This is a genomic window from Eikenella sp. NML120348 (assembly GCF_001648435.1).
Lineage (GTDB): Bacteria > Pseudomonadota > Gammaproteobacteria > Burkholderiales > Neisseriaceae > Eikenella > Eikenella exigua.
Genome location: NZ_LXSP01000001.1, coordinates 343,946 through 363,850, shown reverse-complemented (window position 1 = coordinate 363,850; position 19,905 = coordinate 343,946). Strand labels below are relative to the sequence as shown.

General features: G+C 56.1%; 20 protein-coding genes and 1 pseudogene. 12 read left to right on the top strand and 9 right to left on the bottom strand.

Features of this window, described 5'->3' with window-relative positions:
• Positions 1-71: 71 nt before the first annotated feature.
• Complete coding sequence (clpA, locus tag A7P99_RS01715) at positions 72-2,369, bottom strand: ATP-dependent Clp protease ATP-binding subunit ClpA (protein ID WP_067686297.1); 2,298 nt, start codon at positions 2,367-2,369, stop codon at positions 72-74.
• Positions 2,370-2,372: 3 nt separating this feature from the next.
• Positions 2,373-2,678 (bottom strand): ATP-dependent Clp protease adapter ClpS, encoded by a 306-nt coding sequence (gene clpS, locus A7P99_RS01710; RefSeq protein WP_064106112.1) that lies wholly within the window; start codon positions 2,676-2,678, stop codon positions 2,373-2,375.
• Positions 2,679-3,126: 448 nt separating this feature from the next.
• Here clpS and A7P99_RS01705 point away from each other — a divergent pair, with 448 nt between their 5' ends.
• From A7P99_RS01705 to A7P99_RS01660, 10 genes are all read left to right on the top strand, one after another.
• On the top strand, positions 3,127-3,330 hold the full coding sequence (locus A7P99_RS01705; RefSeq protein WP_003822547.1) for a cold-shock protein: 204 nt from the start codon (positions 3,127-3,129) through the stop codon (positions 3,328-3,330).
• Positions 3,331-3,579: 249 nt separating this feature from the next.
• Complete coding sequence (locus tag A7P99_RS01700; protein WP_067686294.1) at positions 3,580-5,040, top strand: DegQ family serine endoprotease; 1,461 nt, start codon at positions 3,580-3,582, stop codon at positions 5,038-5,040.
• 87 nt (positions 5,041-5,127) lie between these two features.
• A complete protein-coding gene (locus A7P99_RS01695; RefSeq protein ID WP_067686291.1) occupies positions 5,128-7,071 on the top strand; it encodes an ATP-binding cassette domain-containing protein in 1,944 nt (647 codons plus the stop codon).
• Position 7,072: 1 nt separating this feature from the next.
• Positions 7,073-7,567, top strand: coding sequence for a hypothetical protein (locus A7P99_RS01690; protein WP_067446853.1), 495 nt, complete (start codon positions 7,073-7,075; stop codon positions 7,565-7,567).
• Positions 7,568-7,763: 196 nt separating this feature from the next.
• Entirely contained in the window at positions 7,764-8,840 is a 1,077-nt protein-coding gene (gene prfA, locus A7P99_RS01685; protein WP_067527680.1) for a peptide chain release factor 1, read from the top strand.
• A 138-nt stretch (positions 8,841-8,978) separates the two neighbouring features.
• Entirely contained in the window at positions 8,979-9,674 is a 696-nt protein-coding gene (locus A7P99_RS01680) for an aspartate/glutamate racemase family protein (protein WP_067527679.1), read from the top strand.
• A 120-nt stretch (positions 9,675-9,794) separates the two neighbouring features.
• Positions 9,795-10,766 carry a D-glycero-beta-D-manno-heptose-7-phosphate kinase gene (gene rfaE1, locus A7P99_RS01675; protein ID WP_067527677.1) on the top strand — a complete coding sequence of 324 codons (972 nt, stop codon included), beginning with the start codon at positions 9,795-9,797 and terminating at the stop codon, positions 10,764-10,766.
• Between the two features lie 152 nt (positions 10,767-10,918).
• On the top strand, positions 10,919-12,892 hold the full coding sequence (locus tag A7P99_RS01670; RefSeq protein WP_067686287.1) for a DNA topoisomerase IV subunit B: 1,974 nt from the start codon (positions 10,919-10,921) through the stop codon (positions 12,890-12,892).
• A 200-nt stretch (positions 12,893-13,092) separates the two neighbouring features.
• Positions 13,093-13,698: a glutathione S-transferase N-terminal domain-containing protein gene (locus tag A7P99_RS01665; RefSeq protein WP_067439104.1), complete on the top strand. Its 606-nt coding sequence runs from the start codon at positions 13,093-13,095 to the stop codon at positions 13,696-13,698.
• Positions 13,699-13,849: 151 nt separating this feature from the next.
• A complete protein-coding gene (locus A7P99_RS01660; protein ID WP_067439107.1) occupies positions 13,850-14,254 on the top strand; it encodes a ClpXP protease specificity-enhancing factor in 405 nt (134 codons plus the stop codon).
• A gap of 73 nt (positions 14,255-14,327) precedes the next feature.
• Here the strand turns inward: A7P99_RS01660 and ylqF are convergent, their stop codons facing one another.
• The 7 genes and pseudogenes from ylqF to A7P99_RS09525 all read right to left on the bottom strand — a co-directional run bounded on the left by ylqF (position 14,328) and on the right by A7P99_RS09525 (position 18,872).
• Entirely contained in the window at positions 14,328-15,257 is a 930-nt protein-coding gene (ylqF, locus tag A7P99_RS01655; RefSeq protein ID WP_067446842.1) for a ribosome biogenesis GTPase YlqF, read from the bottom strand.
• 89 nt (positions 15,258-15,346) lie between these two features.
• Positions 15,347-16,204 carry an RNase adapter RapZ gene (gene rapZ, locus A7P99_RS01650; protein ID WP_067439113.1) on the bottom strand — a complete coding sequence of 286 codons (858 nt, stop codon included), beginning with the start codon at positions 16,202-16,204 and terminating at the stop codon, positions 15,347-15,349.
• The gene (gene hprK / locus A7P99_RS01645; protein WP_067446840.1) at positions 16,185-17,147 is read right to left on the bottom strand and encodes an HPr(Ser) kinase/phosphatase; all 963 of its coding nucleotides are present in this window, start codon (positions 17,145-17,147) and stop codon (positions 16,185-16,187) included. Before hprK ends, rapZ begins: the two co-directional genes overlap by 20 nt.
• A 14-nt stretch (positions 17,148-17,161) precedes the next feature.
• Positions 17,162-17,608 (bottom strand): PTS IIA-like nitrogen regulatory protein PtsN, encoded by a 447-nt coding sequence (gene ptsN / locus A7P99_RS01640; protein WP_067446838.1) that lies wholly within the window; start codon positions 17,606-17,608, stop codon positions 17,162-17,164.
• Positions 17,609-17,961: 353 nt separating this feature from the next.
• Positions 17,962-18,222: pseudogene (locus A7P99_RS01635) on the bottom strand (UbiA family prenyltransferase); the annotation flags it as partial.
• Positions 18,223-18,363: 141 nt separating this feature from the next.
• Positions 18,364-18,612: a hypothetical protein gene (locus tag A7P99_RS09530; RefSeq protein WP_153705446.1), complete on the bottom strand. Its 249-nt coding sequence runs from the start codon at positions 18,610-18,612 to the stop codon at positions 18,364-18,366.
• Positions 18,600-18,872: a hypothetical protein gene (locus A7P99_RS09525; RefSeq protein WP_067527673.1), complete on the bottom strand. Its 273-nt coding sequence runs from the start codon at positions 18,870-18,872 to the stop codon at positions 18,600-18,602. Before A7P99_RS09525 ends, A7P99_RS09530 begins: the two co-directional genes overlap by 13 nt.
• A gap of 92 nt (positions 18,873-18,964) precedes the next feature.
• On the opposite strand from A7P99_RS09525, the gene A7P99_RS01625 reads away from it, so the two are divergent.
• Positions 18,965-19,441 (top strand): histidine phosphatase family protein, encoded by a 477-nt coding sequence (locus tag A7P99_RS01625; protein WP_067446834.1) that lies wholly within the window; start codon positions 18,965-18,967, stop codon positions 19,439-19,441.
• 58 nt (positions 19,442-19,499) lie between these two features.
• Complete coding sequence (locus A7P99_RS01620) at positions 19,500-19,874, top strand: YkvA family protein (RefSeq protein ID WP_064084895.1); 375 nt, start codon at positions 19,500-19,502, stop codon at positions 19,872-19,874.
• Positions 19,875-19,905 lie beyond the last annotated feature (31 nt).

Here is a 19,905-nt window from a genome sequence, read left to right as displayed (position 1 = left end):
CGCCCTCAAAAGAAGCTGCGTTTCTTAAGAAGCTACAACACGCTTACAGCGCAAACCATATCTGCCCTGCATCAGCCGTTGGCATCCGCCACTTTACCACGCTTGGCTTTGGTTGCAGAGAAGGCAAGGGTGACTTTATCAGCCTTGGCATCGTAGCCGATGGTTACTTCGCCGCCTTTACTTAAGCGGCCAAAAAGCAGCTCGTCGGCGAGCAGGCGGCGGATTTTGTCTTGAATCAGCCGCTGCATAGGGCGGGCACCCATTTGCGGATCAAAGCCCTGCTCGGCCAGATAGCTGCGCAGGCCGGTGGTGAAATGGGCTTCCACATTTTTGGCCAAAAGCTGCTGCTCCAAGGCAAGCAGGAATTTGTCGGTTACCTTGGCGATTATTTCGGTGTCCAATGGAGCAAAGGAAATCACGGCATCCAAGCGGTTGCGGAATTCGGGGGTGAAGGCTTTTTTCAGCGCATCGCCCTCATCGCCGCTCATGCGCTGGCGCGTGAAGCCGAGCACGGGGCGGCTGAGGCTTTCCGCACCGGCATTGGTGGTCATGATCACAATGGTGTTGCGGAAATCGGTTTTGCGTCCGTTGTTGTCGGTGAGTGTGCCGTAGTCCATTATTTGCAGCAGGATATTGTGCACATCAGGGTGGGCTTTTTCGATTTCGTCCAGCAACAGCACGCAGAATGGCTGTTTGTTTACTGCTTCGGTGAGCAGACCGCTCTGCTCAAAGCCGACGTAACCGGGCGGCGCACCGATGAGGCGAGCCACGGCATGGCGTTCCATGTATTCGGACATATCGAAGCGTTGCAGCGGCACGCCCAAAATATAAGCAAGCTGGCGGGCGACTTCAGTTTTGCCCACGCCGGTGGGGCCAGAAAACAGGAAGCTGCCGATGGGTTTTTCCGCCGACCCTAGGCCGGAGCGAGACATCTTAATGGCGGCAGCCAACGCTTCGATAGCAGCATCTTGACCGAATACCATATTTTTTAGGTTGCGCTCCAAATGGCGCAACACTTCTTTGTCATCTTTGGAAACAGTCTGCTCGGGAATGCGGGCAATTTTGGCCACCACTTCTTCAATCTGCGCGGCTTCAATCACTTTGCGCCGTTTATCGCCGGGCAAAATGCGCTGGGCGGCAGCAGCTTCATCAATCAAATCGATGGCCTTATCGGGCAGGAAGCGGTCGTTCAGGTAGCGTACCGAAAGCTCGGCGGCAGCACTCAAGGCGTGCTGGGAAAAGCGGATTTGGTGGAAGCCCTCGAGTGTGGGCTGCAGTCCTTTGAGAATTTCCACGGTTTCAGCCACACTGGGCTCGGCTACGTCGATTTTCTGGAAACGACGGCTTAAGGCATGGTCCTTGGCGAAAATAGTGCGGTATTCGTCATAGGTGGTGGCGCCGATACAGCGCAGATGACCTTTAGAGAGAGCCGGTTTGAGCAAATTGGAAGCATCCATGGTGCTGCCGGTGGTGCTGCCTGCGCCGATGATGGTATGGATTTCGTCGATAAACAGGATGGAATGCTCGATTTTGGCCAGCTCTTTGAGTACAGCCTTGATGCGGGCTTCAAAATCTCCGCGATATTTGGTGCCGGCCAAGAGCGAGCCCATATCCAGCGCAAACACAGTGGCGCCGGCGAGTGTGTCAGGTACATCGCTGTGTTCTAAGCGGTAGGCTAAGCCTTCAGCCAACGCAGTTTTGCCCACACCGGCCTCACCCACCAAAAGCGGATTGTTTTTGCGTCGGCGACACAGGGTTTGCATGAGGCGTTCCAACTCCATGGTGCGGCCAACCAGCGGATCGATACGCCCTTCGCGTGCTTCAATATTAAGGTTAACGGTATATTTGGCTAGGGCATGACGGATAGGTTTGCCCTCTTCGCCACCTTCCTGCTCAACTTCATCGCCTTTATCTGTTTCCACTACGCGATCTGGCACGATGCCGTGCGCGATATAGTTGAGAATCTCGCTACGGCCAATCGACTGCAAAACCAGGAAATACACAGCATGGCTGTTTTTTTCCGACATAATTGCCACCAGTACGTCCACCGGCTGCACCTGCCGTTTGCCTGCCGACTGCACATGCACAATCGCACGCTGAATCACGCGCTGGAAGCCGAGCGTGGGCTGGGTTTCGCTGCCAGTTGGGGAGTCCTCGGGCAGCACCGGTGTGTTTTCTTCAATACTGATGGCCAGCTGTTCGGCCAAAACCGGAATGTTTGCACCGCAGCTTTTTAACACCGCCCGTACCTCGTCGCTCTCCTGCACCAGTGAGAGTAATAAGTGTTCGATGCCGATAAATTCATAACGCTGCATACGCGCATCGGCATAGATCACCTGCAAAATGCTTTCCAGCTCTTTCGACAACATGGCTCACACCTCCTCAACCATACTCAGCAGTGGATGACCGGCCTGCCGGGCAAGGTTTTGCACTTGCTGATGCTTGGTATCAGCAATATCTTTTTGGTAAATACCGCACAAGCCTTTACCTTCATGATGCACTTGCAACATCACCGCCTCTGCCCGGTTTTCAGGTAGCCTGAAAATATCAGTAAGTAAACCAACTACAAAATCCATCGGTGTGTAATCATCATTCAGCAAAAATACACCGTATTTCTTGGGTGGCGGCGCGTTTTCCCGGACGACTTCTGGTCGGAGCGCCTGTTCGGTATCAGACATAACTTTAATTCTTCACAACATATTGCCACTGGCTAAAGGCATTTCTCCTTAGCCAGCAGCAAAATAAACTCTTGCTACAATTAGGAAACCTACAGATTTAACTGAATCAGTTTTGAATTGTAAATCACCCTGATTTGTTGGTTGTCATTTTTTACACAAACTAGCCGCAGGATAATGCCAGCAAATTATATTCAACCACACGATGAAATACAAAATAAGGGTAAAAACTCGGATTTCTGTCTTTTTTTTGCGATTTTTAACATTATTATTCAAACATTACTTGACTGTTAATCCCGGCTGCGCGAAACTTATCTCCGCAAGCGCGGCAGGCTGGATAAATTGCTCCGGCTCGGCAGCTGAACAAACCGTTTTACCCAACACAGTCGTTTTCCTGCTTTGCCAACCCTGCTTTTTCCGATATTTTGTTTTTTTAGATAGGATGTATTGTATGGCAACTGGTACTGTTAAATGGTTTAACGATGCTAAAGGTTTTGGTTTCATCACTCCCGATGAGGGTGGCGAAGATTTGTTTGCCCACTTCTCGGCCATCAACATGAACGGTTTCAAGACCCTGAAAGAAGGTCAGAAAGTTTCTTTCGAAGTAACCACTGGCCCGAAAGGCAAACAAGCATCCAATATCCAGCCGGCCTAAGTAGCCGCTTATAAAAAGACAGGTAACGGCCTGTCTTTTTGTGCTTTCAGACATACCCTTCCGACTTAATGCTACCTGAAAACACGGTTTCAACAAGGTTACGGTCTAGCATAGCAAGTTTTCACACAACTAAATCTTCACACTCCAAGCACATCCCGCAAAAACAAGGCATTCCAGCCTGGCATAGCTAAATAAATTCTTTAGTTATACAATGCTTCCCTTGCCTGCCAATACAATATTGTTGCCACCATGCCAAACACCACCCGCCCCATCTTTTCCATCCTGCTTGCCCTGATGCTCTTAGGCGGATGCGGCAAAGAAGAAGCCTCTACTGACGATTCCTCATTTGTCCGAACCGTGAGCGCACCCGCAGGCGGTGCTGATATGCTGTTGCCTGACTTCACCAAATTAGTTGCGCAAGAGGGCGGCGCTGTGGTCAATATTCAAGCCAGCCGCACCAATGAAAACACTACTCAGGCCGGTGGCGAAGACAATATCGATCAGCTACCTGAAAACGATCCCTTCTCCGAATTTTTCAAACGCCTGCAGCCCAACCAAGCTGATTTAGTCGAGCCCGGCGACGACGAATACAACTTCGGTTCCGGCTTCCTCATTAGCTCCGACGGCTACATCCTCACCAATACCCACGTCCTCAGCGGCATGAACAGCATCAAAGTCGTGCTCAACAACCGCCGCGAATACACCGCCCACCTAGTCGGCTTCGATACCCAAACCGACATCGCCCTCTTGAAAATTGACGCGCAAGGCCTGCCCACCGTCAAAATCGGCGACCCCAAAACCTTGCGTGTAGGCGAATGGGTAGCTGCCATCGGCGCACCTTTCGGCTTCGACAACAGCGTTACCGCCGGCATCGTTTCCGCTAAAGGCCGCAGCCTGCCCAACGAAAACTACACCCCTTTCATCCAAACCGACGTGGCCATCAACCCCGGCAACTCCGGCGGCCCGCTGTTCAACCTGCGTGGGCAGGTGGTGGGCGTAAATTCCCAAATCTACAGCCAATCTGGCGGCTTTATGGGCATCTCCTTCGCCATCCCCATTGATGTGGCCATGAATGTGGCCGACCAGCTGCGCCGTAACGGCAAAGTTGAACGCGGCCGCATCGGCGTGGTAATTCAAGAAGTAAGCTATGACCTGGCCAAATCCTTCGGCCTCGAAGCCGCCAATGGCGCGCTGATTTCTCAGGTAACCCCTAGCGGCCCCGCCGACAAAGCCGGCATCCAACCCGGCGACATCGTGCAAAGCGTGAATGGTGAAAACGTGAAAGCCTCCAGCGACTTGCCCGTGCTCGTCGGCATGATGCCGCCCGGTACCCAACTCACCCTCGGCATCTGGCGCAACGGCAAGCGCGAAGACGTGCAGGTAACCCTTGGATCCGGCAGCACCAACAGCGCCGATGCCGGCAGCCAATCCGGCGGCGGTGCCAATGCCGATAACAGCAACGGCTTCACCTCCGACCTCACCGGACTGCAATTGCGCAGCCAAGGGCAAGGCCTATTGGTGTTGCAGGTTGAAGGTGCAGCCCAGCAGGCCGGCCTGCGGCGCGGCGACATCATCCTGATGATAAACCGTACAGCCGTGAGCGACGAAAACAGCTTCAACCAAGCCCTCAACCACGCCGACCGCACTGTTGCCCTACTCATCCAGCGCGGCAACAGCAAACTGTTTTTGGCATTGGCATTACACCGTTAGCCGAACCACACAGCAAAGGCTACCTGAAAAATATTTTTCAGGTAGCCTCTTCATCTAAAAAATTCAGATTCCCACATATCAAACAATATGATAGAAATCAACCGCCTCACCCTGCAACGCGGCAATAAAGTCCTGCTCGAACAAGCCTCCGCCCGTATCGCCCCCGGCCGCCGGGTCGGCCTTATCGGCAAAAACGGCAGCGGCAAATCCAGCCTGTTTGCCCTGATTAAAGGCGAAATCGGTGCCGACGCCGGCGACATCCACCTGCCCCCACATTGGAAGCTCGCCGCCGTGGCACAAGAAACCCCCGCTCTGGAAATCAGCGCACTGGATTACGTGTTGCAAGGCGATGCCGAACTGCAAACTTTTCAGGTAGCCCTAAAGCAGGCCGAAGCACAAAACGACGGGCACGCCATTGCCGAATGCCACGCCAAGCTTGAAGAAATCGACGCCTACAGCGCGCCCGCCCGCGCAGCCAAACTACTGAACGGGCTTGGGTTTAGCCAATCCGAACACAGCCGGCCCGTTAAAGCCTTTTCCGGCGGCTGGCGCATGCGCCTCAACCTTGCCCAAGCCCTCATGTGCCGCGCCGACCTGCTCTTGCTCGACGAACCCACCAACCACCTCGACCTCGAAACCGTGTTGTGGCTGGAAAGCCACCTCGCGGCCCTGCCCTGTACCCAAATCATCATCTCCCACGACCGAGACTTCCTCAACGCCGCCACCAACCACACCATCGAGCTCGCTCAGCGCCAACTGCACAGCTACAGCGGTAACTACGACTTCTACCAGCAGCAACGCGCCCAACGCCTTGCCAACCAACAGGCTGCCTACGTTAAACAGCAGGCACACATCCAACACCTCCAATCCTTCATCGACCGCTTCAAAGCCAAAGCCACCAAGGCCAAACAAGCCCAAAGCCGCGTTAAAGCCCTAGCCAAACTCGAGCTTGTCGCCCCTGCCCATCTCGACAGCAGCTTCAGCTTCTCCTTTCCCCCGCCCGAACACCTGCCAAACCCCCTGCTCAAGCTCGAACAAGTCGATCTCGGGTACAGCGGCCACACCATCCTGCACCAAATCACCCTCTCGCTCGAGAGCGGCGCCCGCCTCGGCCTGCTCGGCGTCAACGGCAGCGGCAAATCCACCCTCATCAAAGCCCTTTCAGGTAGCCTTGAGCCACAAAGCGGCCAAATTATCCGTGCCGACAAACTCAAAATCGGCTACTTCGCCCAACATCAGCTCGACACCCTGCGCGCAGACCAAAGCCCACTCTGGCACATTCAGCGTCTCAGCCCCGAAGCCAAAGAGCAAGACATCCGCAACTTCCTCGGCGGCTTCGACTTCGCCGGCGATATGGCCATCCAGCCCATCACCGGCTTTTCCGGCGGCGAAAAAGCCCGCCTCGCGCTGGCCGTTATCGTATGGCAGCAACCTAACCTGCTCCTGCTCGACGAGCCCACCAACCATCTCGACCTCGATATGCGCCACGCACTCACCGTGGCCCTGCAAAGCTTCCAAGGCGCGCTCATCGTCGTTTCCCACGACAGAAGTCTGCTCGAAGCCACCACCGACAGCTTCCTGCTCATCGACCAAGGCTACCTGAAAACTTTCGAAGGCGACTTCAACGACTACCGCCGCCTGCGCCTGGCCCAAAGCAACCCAGAAGCCGCCCCGCCTCCTTCTGCCGCCGGACAAAACCGCAAAGACGAAAAACGCCTCGCCGCCCAAATCCGCCAGCAACGCGCCCAGCGCGGCAAACCCATTCAGCAGAAAATCGAGAAAGCCGAACAGCTCATGGCCAAACTCAGCGCCGAGCAAGCCGAATGCGAAGCCTTCCTCGCCGACGAAGAAGCATATAAGGAACACAATAAAGCCAAATTGCACCAATACTTAGCCAAAACAGCCGAAGTCAAAGTACAATTAGCACAAATAGAAGAAGACTGGCTCGCCCTGCAAGAGCAACTTGAAGCCGTGTATCAAGCCGTCGAACAGGAATTTTCCAGCCAGCAATCGTTAGAAAAGGGAAAATAAAATGCAGAAAACTACGCTACTTACCATTTTCGCCCTAAGCTGCCTCAGCGCAGCCGCCGGTCCCGTTTATTCCTGCGGCAACGGCAGCTACAGCAGTAAACCAGGCCCTGGCTGCCACCGCGCCGACCTACCGACCATCGGCCGCTATAGTGCCGCCCGCCCGCGCCCCACTCCCGCACCCGTTCCGCAGCGTACTGCCTCCGCCAGCAGCCAGCAGGCGGCTGTATATCGTGCTCCCGCCCCGCAGCCTGTGGCCGCAGCCGCCTCTTCTAGCCGCACCAACAGCGGCCGGCGCATGATTCTCGAGCAAGAGCTGGCCAACGAACGCCGTGCCCTGGCCACCGCGCAAAGAGCCCTCACCGAAAGCCGCACCATGCCTAAAGGCGACGGTGCGGCCTACCAGGCGCACCAAGCCCGAGTGAGCAGCCTGCAAAGCGACGTGCTCGACCGCCAGCAAAACATCCAAGCCCTGCAGCGCGAACTCAGCCGCATGTAGGCACAGCGGCAATCCCAGCCGCATTTGCTATAATCCTTTTCAGGTAGCCTCTATCGCTTGAGGCTACCTGAAAATTATAGTGGATCAAAATAAGAATGGGACAAGGTGGCGAGCCGCAGACAGTACACATGTACGGCAAGGCCAGCCAACGCTGTAGCATTCTTAATTTTAATTCGCTATATTTGAAAGAGCCCACATGAAACCATCAGTTCTAGACAAACTTCAATCCCTCTCCGAGCGGCTCGAAGAAGTAACCGCCCTGCTCAGCACCCCCGAGGCCACGGCTGACATCAACCGCTTCCGCCAGCTCAACCAAGAGCACGCCGAGCTCACCCCGGTAGTGGAAACCTACCGCCAATACCGCCAAGCCGAAAGTGACCTTGCCGACGCTGAAGACATGCTTGCCGACCCCGAAATGAAAGACTTCGCTGCCGAAGAAATCGAGGCCGCCAAAGCCAAAATCGAAACGCTGGATACCGAGCTGCAAAAACTCCTGTTACCCAAAGACGAAGACGACGGCAAAAACATCTTCCTCGAAGTCCGTGCCGGCACCGGCGGCGACGAAGCCGCCCTGTTTGCCGCCGATTTGCTGCGCATGTACACCCGCTATGCCGAGCGCAACCGCTGGCAGGTCGAAATCGTTTCCGCCAACGAAAGCGATTTGGGCGGCTACAAAGAAGTCATCGCCCGCATCGCCGGCATCGGCGCCTATGGCCGGCTCAAATTTGAGAGCGGCGGCCACCGAGTGCAACGCGTGCCCACCACCGAAAGCCAAGGCCGCATCCACACCTCCGCCTGCACCGTAGCCGTGATGCCCGAAGCCGACGAGCTCGAAGAAATCCAGCTCAACCCCGCCGAACTGCGCATCGATACCTTCCGCGCATCCGGCGCCGGCGGCCAGCACATCAACAAAACCGACTCCGCCATCCGCATCACCCACCTGCCCACCGGCATGGTGGTGGAATGCCAAGACGGCCGCAGCCAGCACGCCAATAAAGCCCAAGCCATGAAAGTGCTCGCCGCCCGCCTGAACGACAAGCAAAAACGCGAAGCCCAGGCCAAAGAAGCCGCCGAACGCAAATCCCTCATCGGCAGCGGCGATCGCAGCGAACGCATCCGTACCTACAACTACCCGCAAGGCCGCGTAACCGACCACCGCATCAACCTCACCCTGCACAAGCTCGACTTCGTGATGGACGGCGACATGGAAGAAATCACCAACGCCCTCATCGCTGAGCATCAGGCCGAACTCTTGGCCGCCATGGGCGAATAGGGTTCCGCTCCACTGAAGATTAAATTTTCAGGTAGCCTTAAACACCAAACAGGCTACCTAAAGCCGATATACAGCTTTTCAAGCAGCCTCTGCATACCGCCCCAAAGGTCACCTGAATCTCACCAAAAGAAAGCCCACATGAACACACTCGGTATCATCGGCGGCATGTCGCCCGAAAGCACCGCCACCTACTACACCCAAATCAACCGCCTTATCAACCGGCAAAAAGGCGGCAACCACAGCGCACCCATCCTGCTCGCCAGCATGGAATTTCAAGAAATCGTGGATTGTCAGCAGCGCGGCGATTGGCTCAAAGCCGGCGAAATCCTCGCCCAAGCCGCCCGCAATCTGGAGCAGGCCGGCGCAGACGCCGTCCTCCTGGCCACCAACACCATGCACAAAGTTGCTGCCCCAATACAGGCCGCCATCGGCGTGCCCTTCCTGCATATTTTAGACAGCGTGTCCGAACGTATCCGCGCACAAGGCATCCGCACCGTTGGCTTGCTCGGCACACGCTTTACCATGCAGGACGCATTCTACCGCAAAGGTCTGGCCGAACGCGGCATCCAAGCCATTGTACCGGACGAGGACACGCAGGCCGAAATACACCGCATCATTTTTGAAGAGCTCTGCGTGGGCAAGTTTGCTGAAGGCAGCCACCGCTTTTATGTGCAAACTATCGGGCAGCTGGCTGCCCAAGGCGCACAGGGCATCATCCTCGGCTGCACTGAAATCGGCCTGCTGGTGCGCCCCGAAGACACTGCCGTGCCGTTGTTCGACACCACCGAAATCCATGTGCAGTCCGCCACCAAATTTATCTTGCAAACAGCCTGAAGCGGATACTGATTTTCAGGTAGCCTGTTACAGAAATATATCCTTCATACGAGGCCAAACAACTGTGCGAATTGCTTGCATAAGAACGCCCGTCCATCTTACCAACATCGGAGATTAGCCATGATCCTCCCTTCTCTCACCACTCTCCCCCAGCAGTTCCAATCCGCCCGCGTGCTGGTGGTGGGCGACACCATGCTCGACCGCTACTGGTTTGGCGAGGTAGAGCGCATTTCCCCCGAAGCCCCTGTGCCTGTAGCCAAAATCGAGCGCATGGATCAGCGGGCCGGCGGCGCCGGCAACGTGGCGCGCAACATCGCAGCCCTAGGCGGACAGGTAGCCCTGCTGTCGGTAGTTGGCCAGGACGAAGCTGCCAATGAGCTAGAAAAAATCGTTCAAAGCAACGGTGTACAAACCTTTTTAGAACACGATGAAACCATCGCCACCACCGTGAAATTGCGCGTACTCTCGCGCAATCAGCAGCTTTTACGTATTGATTTTGAAGAAAAACCCAGCCAAGATGTGCTGGACCGGCTCAACCATCGTTTCCGCAGCCTGCTGCCAGACTATGATGCCGTTATCCTTTCCGACTACGGCAAAGGCTGCCTGTTTCAGGTAGCCGATATGATTGATTTCGCCCGAGAGCACAACAAACCCGTGCTGATCGATCCCAAAGGCGACGACTACGAAAAATACGCCGGTGCCTACCTCATCACCCCCAACCGCAACGAACTGCGCCAAGTGGTCGGCTCGTGGGGCAACGAAGTTGAGCTCACCGAAAAAGCCGAAGCCCTGCGCCGCCACCTGCAATTAAACGCCATTCTGCTCACCCGCAGCGAAGAAGGCATGAGCCTGTATGAGCCCGACCACATCAGCCATCAGCCCACTCGCGCCCAAGAGGTGTTCGACGTATCCGGCGCCGGCGATACAGTAATCGCTACCGTAGGCCTCGGCCTGGCCGCCAAACTGGATTTGCGCCAAGCCATGCACATCGCCAATGCCGCCGCCGGCGTGGTGGTGGCCAAACTGGGCACCGCTGTGTGCAGCCAGGCCGAACTGCTCGCCGCTTTGCAGCAAGATGTCGAGGCAAGCTAAAGCCCAGCCCAATTCCCAACACAGGCTACCTGAAATTTTGTTCCACTCGTTTTCAGGTAGCCTGTTTCTTGTAGGTTGGGAACAGGTTGATAGCCATAAATCGCCAATCCCGATATGTTAAAATAATCTGGATTTAAAACGTGAACACACCCATGACCAAGCAATACTCAGAAAGCAGCATCAAAGTCCTCAAAGGCCTGGAGCCGGTTAAAGAACGCCCCGGCATGTACACCCGTACCGACAGCCCCACCCACATCTGCCAGGAAGCCATCGACAACGCTGCCGACGAAGCCCTCGGCGGCTTCGCCAGCCGCATCGATGTGGAAATCCACGAAGACGGCTCGCTTTCCGTGTCCGACAACGGGCGCGGCATCCCCGTGGGGCTGCATCCCGAAGAAAACGTGCCTGTAGTCGAGCTGGTGTTCACCCGCCTGCATGCCGGCGGCAAATTCAACAAAACCAGCGGCGACGGCGCTTATGCCTTCTCCGGCGGCCTGCACGGCGTGGGCGTATCAGTAACCAACGCCCTCTCCCGCCGCCTCGAAGTGGCCGTGCGCCGTGAAGGGCGCGAATACCGCATCGCCTTTGCCGGCGGCGACGTGGTTGAGCCTTTGGCTGAAACCGGCAAATGCCCCGCCAAAGACAGCGGCACCACCCTGCGCATCTGGCCCGATGCCCGATACTTCGAAAGCCCCAACTACGACATCGCCGAAATCGAACGCCTGCTGCGCGCCAAAGCCGTGCTGCTGCCCGGCGTAACCGTTACCCTCACCCGCCGGCGCAACGGCCTGCCCGAAACCCAAACCTGGCACTACCCCGACGGCCTAGAAGGCTACCTGAAAACCCTGCTGGCCGAGCAGGAAAACACCCTGCCCCTGCTTACGTTGCAAAACCATGTTTCAGGTAGCCACCACGGCGATTTTGCCGACGGCGAAGGCGTATCCTGCGCCCTCACCTGGCTGGAAGAAGGCCGCATCACCACCGAAAGCTATGTCAACCTCATCCCCACCCCCGCCGGCGGCACCCACGAAGCCGGGCTCAAACAAGCCCTGTTCAACGCCGTATCCAACTTCATCACCCACCACAATCTTTTGCCGCGCGGCGTGAAAATCCAAAGTGACGACGTATTCAACCGCGTTGCCTTCGTGCTTTCCGTGCGCATGCTCGACCCGCAATTCCAAGGCCAAACCAAAGACAAACTTACCAACCGCGACGCGCTCAAACTCGTGGCCGCCCTCGCCGGCGACCCCGTCGAATTGTGGCTCAACCAAAACCTCGAAGCCGGCAAGAAAATTGCCGAGCTCGCCATCAAACAAGCCCAAGAACGCATGCGTTCGGTGAAGAAAATCGAAAAACGCAAAGGCAGTGGCATTTCCGTGCTGCCCGGCAAGCTCACCGACTGCGAAAGCGAAGACATCCGCGAAAACGAGCTTTTCCTTGTGGAAGGCGATTCCGCCGGCGGCTCCGCCAAACTCGCCCGCGACCGCAACACTCAAGCCATCCTGCCCCTGCGCGGCAAAGTGCTCAACAGCTTCGAAGTGCACCGCGACCAACTCTTCGCCAACACCGAAATCCACGATATTTCCGTGGCCATCGGCGTAGACCCACATGGCGAAGGCGATAATCCCGACCTCTCCGGCCTGCGCTACGGCAAAATCGCCATCCTCTCCGATGCCGACGTTGACGGCTCGCACATCCAAGTGCTGCTGCTTACCCTTTTCTACCGCCACTTCCCCGAACTCATCTGGCGCGGCCACATCTACGTTGCCCAGCCGCCGCTGTTCCGCGTGGACGTCGCCGCCCAAGGCAGGAAAAAAACCGCCCGCAAATTCTACGCCCTAGATCAAGCCGAGCTTGAAGGCATTCTGGAGAAGCTGCGCAAAGAAGGCCTGCGCGAAAACCAATATTCCATCAGCCGCTTCAAAGGCCTAGGCGAGATGAACCCCGACCAGCTCAAAGACACCACCATGCACCCCGACACCCGCCGCCTGCTACGCGTGCACATCCCAGAACACAGCAGCGAACCCACCCGTGAAGTGTTCGTCAAACTCATGGGCAAAGGCGAATCCGCCCAGCGCCGCAGCTGGATGGAAGCCGAGGGCGACAAAGCCGAGCTGGATATTTAGAACCATAAGTAAAGGCTACCTGAAACATTACTTGCTTTTCAGGTAGCCTTCATTCTTGCCGTCAATTTGAATAAATATATAAATATCATTAAGTTACACAGATTTCCTAGCCATAAAACCGCCGGCAGGCTATAATTACGCTGCCAGCATATGCCGGCAGCCTTGCCAAGCCGGCGAAACCATTTAGGGAGAATACAGTTATGATGGTCTTATACTCAGGCATCACCTGCCCGTTCAGCCACCGCTGCCGCTTCGTGCTATATGAAAAAGGCATGGATTTCGAAATCAAAGACGTAGATATCTTCAATAAACCCGAAGACCTCTCCGTGATGAACCCCTACAACCAAGTTCCCGTATTGGTTGAACGCGACCTCATCTTGTTTGAGTCCAACATCATCAACGAATACATCGACGAACGCTTTCCCCACCCGCAGCTCATGCCTGGCGATCCCGTGATGCGCGGCCGTGGCCGCTTAGTCTTGTTCCGCATGGAAAAAGAGCTGTTCAGCCACGTGCAGAAACTCGAAAACCCTGATACATCAGCCAAAGAGCAGGCCAAAGCGCGCGAAGCCATCAGCCAAGGCCTTACCCTGCTCGCTCCCGCCTTCTCTAAAAACAAATATGTACTGGGCGACGACTTCTCCGTGATCGACGTGGCCATCGCCCCCCTGCTGTGGCGGCTCGACCACTACGGCATCAAACTGGGCAAATCTGCCGCCCCCATCCTGAAATACGCCGAGCGCATTTTCCAGCGTGAATCCTTTATCGCCGCGCTCACTGCCGCCGAAAAAGCCATGCGCCGCTAGGCATATAGCTGAAATAATTATTTTTTCATACAAGGCGGCAAGCCGCAGACGGTACAGGTAGTATGGCAAGGCGAGCCAACGCAGTAGGAAGAAATAAGTATTTTAGCTATATGTTTTTCAGGTAGCCCTTCGCCACACAGGAATCTTGCTCATGAACCCCACCCTTAAACCCTACCTTGTCCGCGCCCTGCATGAATGGTGCAGCGACCAAGGACACACTCCCTACATACAAGTATGGGTGAACGAACACACCCGTGTGCCCATGCAGTTTGTGAAAGACAACCAAATCATCCTCAATATCGGCGCCACCGCCTGTGCCGGCCTCTCCATCGATAACGACTGGGTCAGCTTCACCGCCCGCTTCGGCGGCGTGGCGCATGACATTTGGATTCCAGTCAGCCATATCGGCACCCTCTATGCCCGCGAAACCGGCGAAGGCATGAATTTCGATATCACTCCCTACGAACCCGGCACTCCACCCGAACCCGAAGCTGGCGGCAGCAGAAAAGACAGCAAACCCACCGGCAAACACAAAGGCCTGAAGCTGGTGAAATAACGCCATCACGGTCAAACTAAAGGCTACCTGAAAACTGAAAATCGGTTTTCAGGTAGCCTTTAGTATATATCGCCTATTTCCCTTTACGCCGTTCAGCCTGCCGCTGGGCACGTTTGGCTTGCAGGTGAGCTTCTTCTTCGCGGGCGGCAGCGAGCCAGGCTTGCCATTGCTCAGGGGTTTCGAGGGTAATGCGGCCGATTTGGCCGTCGCGAAAATCGGTGAGGGTGTTTTCGGCGGCTTTTTGGTAGTTGATGCGACCGCCACCAAGCAGGGCGCCGCGCCGACGGCCGATCCATTCGAGCCAGTCGGTGTCTGGCCAGCTTTGGCTTTCTTCCGGGTCGGCTTGATAACGTGCTTGCAGTTGGGGCAGGTAGTGTTGGCGCAGATAATTGAGCAGCTCGAGGGCAACGGTTTCTTCATCCAGCGCATTGCGGCCTACGGCGCCGCTGGCGGCGAGGTTGTAGCCACTTTGCGGAACGATGATTTTCGGCCAAAGCATGCCTGGGGTGTCGTAGAGCCAGAAGTCGTCGGCGAGAAGCAGTCGTTGTTCGGTTTTAGTGATGCCGGGTTCGTTGCCGGTTTTAGCAGATTTTTTACCGATCATGCCGTTGATAAGGGTGGACTTGCCCACATTGGGAATGCCGCAGATAAGCACACGCAAGGGGCGATCGATTCCTTGTCGGTGAGGGACGAGAGCACGGCAGGCGGCAGTGATCTTTTGGGCGGCCTGGCGTTCGGAAGCATCAAGGGCAATGGCACTGGTGTTGGACCGGTTTTGCAATTCAGCAAGCCATATGCGGGTAAGCTCGGGGTCGGCAATGTCTTGTTTGTTTAGTAGATAAAGTTTAGGTTTGCCGCGTGAGAGTTGGGCAAGCAGGGGATTTTGGCTGGAGGCAGGCAGACGGGCATCCAGCATTTCGATGACCATATCGGTGCTTCTCAGCCGCTCAATGAGGGCTTTTTTGGTTTTGTACATATGGCCGGGAAACCATTGGATGCTCATGATGTTTTCTTTCTGTGGGTTTCAGGTAGCCTGTTTGATGTTTTAGTCTACCTGAAAACTCAAACCTTAACAGAACCAATCCTTTGTTTTTACACATGGTGAGCAGCGGTGGCGGGAAGCTGGCGATGGCGCACCCACACGGGGTAGTCGCGCAAGCGTTCGGCCACGGCTTCGGCCACGAATACAGAGCGGTGCTGGCCGCCGGTGCAGCCGATGCCGACCACAAGCATATGCACGCAGGTTTGGCGGGCGTATTCTGGCAGCCAGCGGTTTAGGTAGCCGCTGATGTCGGCCACCATCTGCTGCACGATTTTGAATTGAGCAAAATAGGCACGCACGGCTTCATCGCGGCCGGTTAGCGGGCGCAGGTTTTCATCGTAATACGGGTTGGGTAAGGCTCGGGTGTCGAAAAGGAAATCCAAATCCAGCGGTGTGCCGTATTTGAAACCGAATGATTCAATCACCACCTGCAAACCACCGTGGCTGAGGGCGAGCCATTCTTGGATGCGGAATTTCAAATCACCGATGCCGTCGTGGGAATTGTTGATACAAAAGGCGAAACTCTGCCACGGCTGGAGCATCTGCCGCTCAGCTGCTATGCTTTCGCCCAGGGTGAGGGTGTTGGCGGCAAGGGGATGACGGCGGCCATGACGGTCGAGCCGGCGGATGAGGGTGGCGGTGTCGGTATCGAGAAACAACAGGCGTAGGGGATGGCCTTGGCGGCGTATGGCGCGCAGGCAATTTTGGATGTAGTCTTGAGGATAAGGCAGGCGGATATCGAGGCTGATGGCCAGCTTACTGATTTGGCTGGCGGCAGATTGGGCTACCAATTGGGGCAGGAGCGAGGGCGGAATGTTGTCCACGCAAGTGAAGCCCATGTCATTGAGCAGTTTTAAGGCAACTGTTTTTCCCGAGCCGGTGAGCCCGCTAATCAGCACTATTCTCATGGATGCGTTCGTTTTCCCTCAGCATGGCGGTATGGCGTTCTAAAAATTCTTTGGTACTGTCTTTGCCACGCGCCTGCAGAATATAGTTGCGCACCGCTGCTTCCACTAGCACGGCGAGGTTGCGACCGACAGCCACTGGCAGAGTAACCGAACGCACGGCCACGTTGAGGACGGTTTCGGTTTCGCTCTGGATGGAAAGGCGGTCGAGCGTTTTCATGTAGTTGTCGTCGGCCAGCGTAAGATTGATGATGAGTTTGAGCTGTTTGGAGGGCAGCACGGCGGGTTCACCGAAGATGGTACGGATATTGAGCACGCCCAAGCCGCGTACTTCGAGAAAATCGCGCAACACGGCCGGGCAGCGGCCTTCCAGCGTTTCCGGGCCGGTGCGGTAAAGTTCCACCGAGTCGTCGGCCACCAGGCCGTGTCCGCGCGAAATCAGCTCCAAGGCCAGCTCACTCTTGCCCAAGCCGGACGCGCCCATCAGCAGTACGCCGATTTCAAACACATCAAGAAACACACCGTGCTTCACGGTAGAGGTAGCCAATACGCGTTGTAGGTAAATCCGCAGCACGTCCATCAAAAATGGGCTTTCGGTTTTAGAAGTAAGCAACGGCACGTTGTGCGTGTGGCAATAATCGCGCAGCATGAAGGGCACAGGCAAATCATTGGCCACAATCACCAGAGCGATGCTTAAATCGAAGAGTTCGTCCAAACTCTCTCTCACTTCGCCGCCGGCCATCTTATCCAAATAAGCCACTTCGGCCACACCCAACACCTGCACCTGATTGGGGTGGATAAAATTCAAATGCCCCACCAGCGCCAGCACGGGTTTATCGGCATCCACGCTGATGCGGTTGTCTGCGCCCGCCGTGCCGGCCGACCAAGCCAAACTCAGCTTGGCCTGGTTGTCTTGATAGAGCTTGCGCACAGAGATACTTGGCATAGGTGTCCTGTTGGTTATGCGGTGAGGATGCGGTGGGCGGCTTCGGCGTTTTCGGCAGCCAAAAGCTGCTCGAGCACGGCTTTATCCGAAAGCCTGATGGCTAAAGCAGACAACACTTCCAAATGCTCGCCAGAAGCGTTTTCCGGCACCAGCAGCACAAACACCAGCGACACCGGCTTGCCGTCGGGCGCATCGAAATCCACAGCTTCTTTCAAGCGGATAAACGCGCCGGTGGCCGCTTGCACTTCGGCATGCCGGCCATGCGGGATGGCCACGCCGTGCCCCAGCGCGGTGGTGCCGAACTTTTCGCGCGCAAACAGGCATTCAAACACAGCGGCGCGGCTCAGGCCGGATTCGCTTTCCAGCAGCAGGCCGGCTTCTTCAAACAGGCGTTTTTTGCTGCTCACTTCCAAATCCAGCACAATATGCGATACGGGCAGGATATTGCCGATTAGGCTCATGGTTACTTCTCTCGCATAAAAATACATTCAAAGTTGGAATTGTACCTGTGCTGCCACCGAAGGGCAATTTTGTGCCCGGCGGCCAAGTTTTCAGGCAGTCTTTTAGCCGCCGCTGTAATGTGCCAGCAAACCAAGCTACAAAGCTCAGCTGATTCGGTTGCTGGATTAAGGATACTTTAAAACAGGCTTCCCAGTTGCGGCTACGGATGGCGCGGTATTGGCCGCATTGGTGCCACATCACATAAACAAGCGCGAACCAATACGGCCAGCGGGCGTGAATGGCACAGCCAGTAGTGGCATCAGCAGCACAAACAACGTGTGGCATAGCCTGCAGGTATAGGCGGGCAGCTACCGCACAAGGCCAGTACTAAGAGTAGCGCTTTGCGTGTGCTCACTTTGCCGGTGGCAAATGGGCAGTTTTTGGTGCGCGCCACCGTACCGTCGAAATTACGATCGGCAAAATCATTAATCACACAGCCGGCTCTGAGTATCAGAAATGTGCCGAGCACGAAGACAAGGAATGCCGAAATCAGGCAGCCACCGGCGGCCACCCACAGAGCCCACAAGGCGGCCACGGCAAAAGCAACGTGCCAATGGGCCTTGTCGGCACGCATCACTATAAGTAAACAGCCAAGCGGGCGGCTTGGTGCAGAGTAAGAAAGGAAAGGCACAAGGGTCCTTGGGAGCATTATTTCAGGTAGCCTCTTCCACAGCCAAAAGGCTACCTGAAATAACGTCTGCTGCAACGTACTGCCCTACTCTGCCAAAAAGCGCACCAATTCCGGCACAAACCCTTCAGTCAGCACCATCTTTTCGCTGTTCAAATCGAATATCGAACGGCGCAGGCAAACGGCTTGAGCAGCTTGTCCCTGCTGCACGGGCGGCACGGCGGCGAAGGCGAGCGGGCTGCGTTCGGTGGCCAGGCGGCCACCAAATAGGCGTTTGCCCAAAGGCTGCGTGCCACAGGCCAGGATGCTTTGCCACGCCCCCTCTAAAGGGCACACGCTGCGGCCCACACCACCGGCGTATCATCCAGCAGCAGCCACACCTGGCGCACATGAAACACGTCACCGGCCACCTCTTCACCCGGCCACAGTTGCGCCCTTTCGCCCTGAAAGGCTACCTGAACGCGGAAATCCGCACCGGTGGCCTGCAAGGCCAGGGTGAGCGAGGGTGCCTGTATCAAGCGGCGAAGGGCGGCGGAAATGGCGGGAGGTTCGTGCTGCCAAATCAGCGGCGGCAGGGTGTGTGGAAAGGCTGTCATTTGTTTGTGTTATTGAAACCATGTTTTTCAGGTAGCCTCTTCGGCTGCCAGGCATTAAGATGCGAATTGTATCAGAGAATAAGGAAGGCAAGATGAACCTGATTTTATGGCGGCACGCCGAAGCTGAAGATGGCGTACCTGATTTGGAACGCGGCCTCACCGACAAGGGCCGGCAGCAGGCTGATGCGGCTGCCAAGTGGCTGAGGCTGTATCTGAACGGCCGTGTAGAAGTGTGGGCTTCGCAGGCACTGCGCAGCCGGCAAACCGCTGAAGCGCTCGGCCTGCCCTATACCGTGAAACCCGAGCTTAATCCGATTAACCGTGTGGAAGAGCTGCCCGCGCTGATTGCTGCGCATAAAAGGGCTGATTATTTGATACTGGTGGGGCACCAGCCCTGGCTGGGGCAACTGTGCGGCTATCTGCTCAACGGCAGCTGGCTAAGCGGCCAATATTGGTCGGTGAAAAAATCCGGCATTTGGTGGTTTGGTGTGAAGGTTGATGAAGTCGGCAGGCTCTGTGCCAAACTGAAAGCCGCAATGACCCCGCAGCTGCTATTGCCGGAAGATTAAACTTGAAACCTGCCGCTGTTGCGCCTATTTGTGCCGTATCCAACGCAAAGAGTTTGCTATGAACCAAGACAACCCTGTCCGCCCCGAAGATTTCGTGCCAGAATTCCGCCGTCGCCGTTTCGAGCCGGATGGCTTTTTGCGCAAGCTGCGCCGTTTCGCACTGCGGCTGGGGCGGCCGGTGGTGGAACAGCTGTATGCGCTGTATTTCCTGTTTCAATCGCCCGCCGTGCCCAAACGCGCCAAGCTGATTATCGTGGGCGCGCTGGTGTATTTCGTCAGCCCCATCGACAGCATCCCCGACCTGCTCGGCCCACTGGGCTTCAGCGACGACATCGCCGTGATCACGCTGGTATACGCGCAGATGAAGGATTATCTAACGGAGGAAATCAAAATCCGTGCCCGTGCTGCGGCGGAGCGGCTGGTGCGGAAGTAGGCTTGCCTATACCCGGAAAGGCTACCTGAAA

What these genes read in the sequence shown, in the direction of transcription:
- clpA (WP_067686297.1), bottom strand. Translation starts at nt 2,369, where the DNA reads ATGTTGTCGAAAGAGCTGGAAAGCATTTTGCAGGTGATCTATGCCGAT.
- clpS (WP_064106112.1), bottom strand. Translation starts at nt 2,678, where the DNA reads ATGTCTGATACCGAACAGGCGCTCCGACCAGAAGTCGTCCGGGAAAAC.
- A7P99_RS01705 (WP_003822547.1), top strand. Translation starts at nt 3,127, where the DNA reads ATGGCAACTGGTACTGTTAAATGGTTTAACGATGCTAAAGGTTTTGGT.
- A7P99_RS01700 (WP_067686294.1), top strand. Translation starts at nt 3,580, where the DNA reads ATGCCAAACACCACCCGCCCCATCTTTTCCATCCTGCTTGCCCTGATG.
- A7P99_RS01695 (WP_067686291.1), top strand. Translation starts at nt 5,128, where the DNA reads ATGATAGAAATCAACCGCCTCACCCTGCAACGCGGCAATAAAGTCCTG.
- A7P99_RS01690 (WP_067446853.1), top strand. Translation starts at nt 7,073, where the DNA reads ATGCAGAAAACTACGCTACTTACCATTTTCGCCCTAAGCTGCCTCAGC.
- prfA (WP_067527680.1), top strand. Translation starts at nt 7,764, where the DNA reads ATGAAACCATCAGTTCTAGACAAACTTCAATCCCTCTCCGAGCGGCTC.
- A7P99_RS01680 (WP_067527679.1), top strand. Translation starts at nt 8,979, where the DNA reads ATGAACACACTCGGTATCATCGGCGGCATGTCGCCCGAAAGCACCGCC.
- rfaE1 (WP_067527677.1), top strand. Translation starts at nt 9,795, where the DNA reads ATGATCCTCCCTTCTCTCACCACTCTCCCCCAGCAGTTCCAATCCGCC.
- A7P99_RS01670 (WP_067686287.1), top strand. Translation starts at nt 10,919, where the DNA reads ATGACCAAGCAATACTCAGAAAGCAGCATCAAAGTCCTCAAAGGCCTG.
- A7P99_RS01665 (WP_067439104.1), top strand. Translation starts at nt 13,093, where the DNA reads ATGATGGTCTTATACTCAGGCATCACCTGCCCGTTCAGCCACCGCTGC.
- A7P99_RS01660 (WP_067439107.1), top strand. Translation starts at nt 13,850, where the DNA reads ATGAACCCCACCCTTAAACCCTACCTTGTCCGCGCCCTGCATGAATGG.
- ylqF (WP_067446842.1), bottom strand. Translation starts at nt 15,257, where the DNA reads ATGAGCATCCAATGGTTTCCCGGCCATATGTACAAAACCAAAAAAGCC.
- rapZ (WP_067439113.1), bottom strand. Translation starts at nt 16,204, where the DNA reads ATGAGAATAGTGCTGATTAGCGGGCTCACCGGCTCGGGAAAAACAGTT.
- hprK (WP_067446840.1), bottom strand. Translation starts at nt 17,147, where the DNA reads ATGCCAAGTATCTCTGTGCGCAAGCTCTATCAAGACAACCAGGCCAAG.
- ptsN (WP_067446838.1), bottom strand. Translation starts at nt 17,608, where the DNA reads ATGAGCCTAATCGGCAATATCCTGCCCGTATCGCATATTGTGCTGGAT.
- A7P99_RS09525 (WP_067527673.1), bottom strand. Translation starts at nt 18,872, where the DNA reads ATGACAGCCTTTCCACACACCCTGCCGCCGCTGATTTGGCAGCACGAA.
- A7P99_RS01625 (WP_067446834.1), top strand. Translation starts at nt 18,965, where the DNA reads ATGAACCTGATTTTATGGCGGCACGCCGAAGCTGAAGATGGCGTACCT.
- A7P99_RS01620 (WP_064084895.1), top strand. Translation starts at nt 19,500, where the DNA reads ATGAACCAAGACAACCCTGTCCGCCCCGAAGATTTCGTGCCAGAATTC.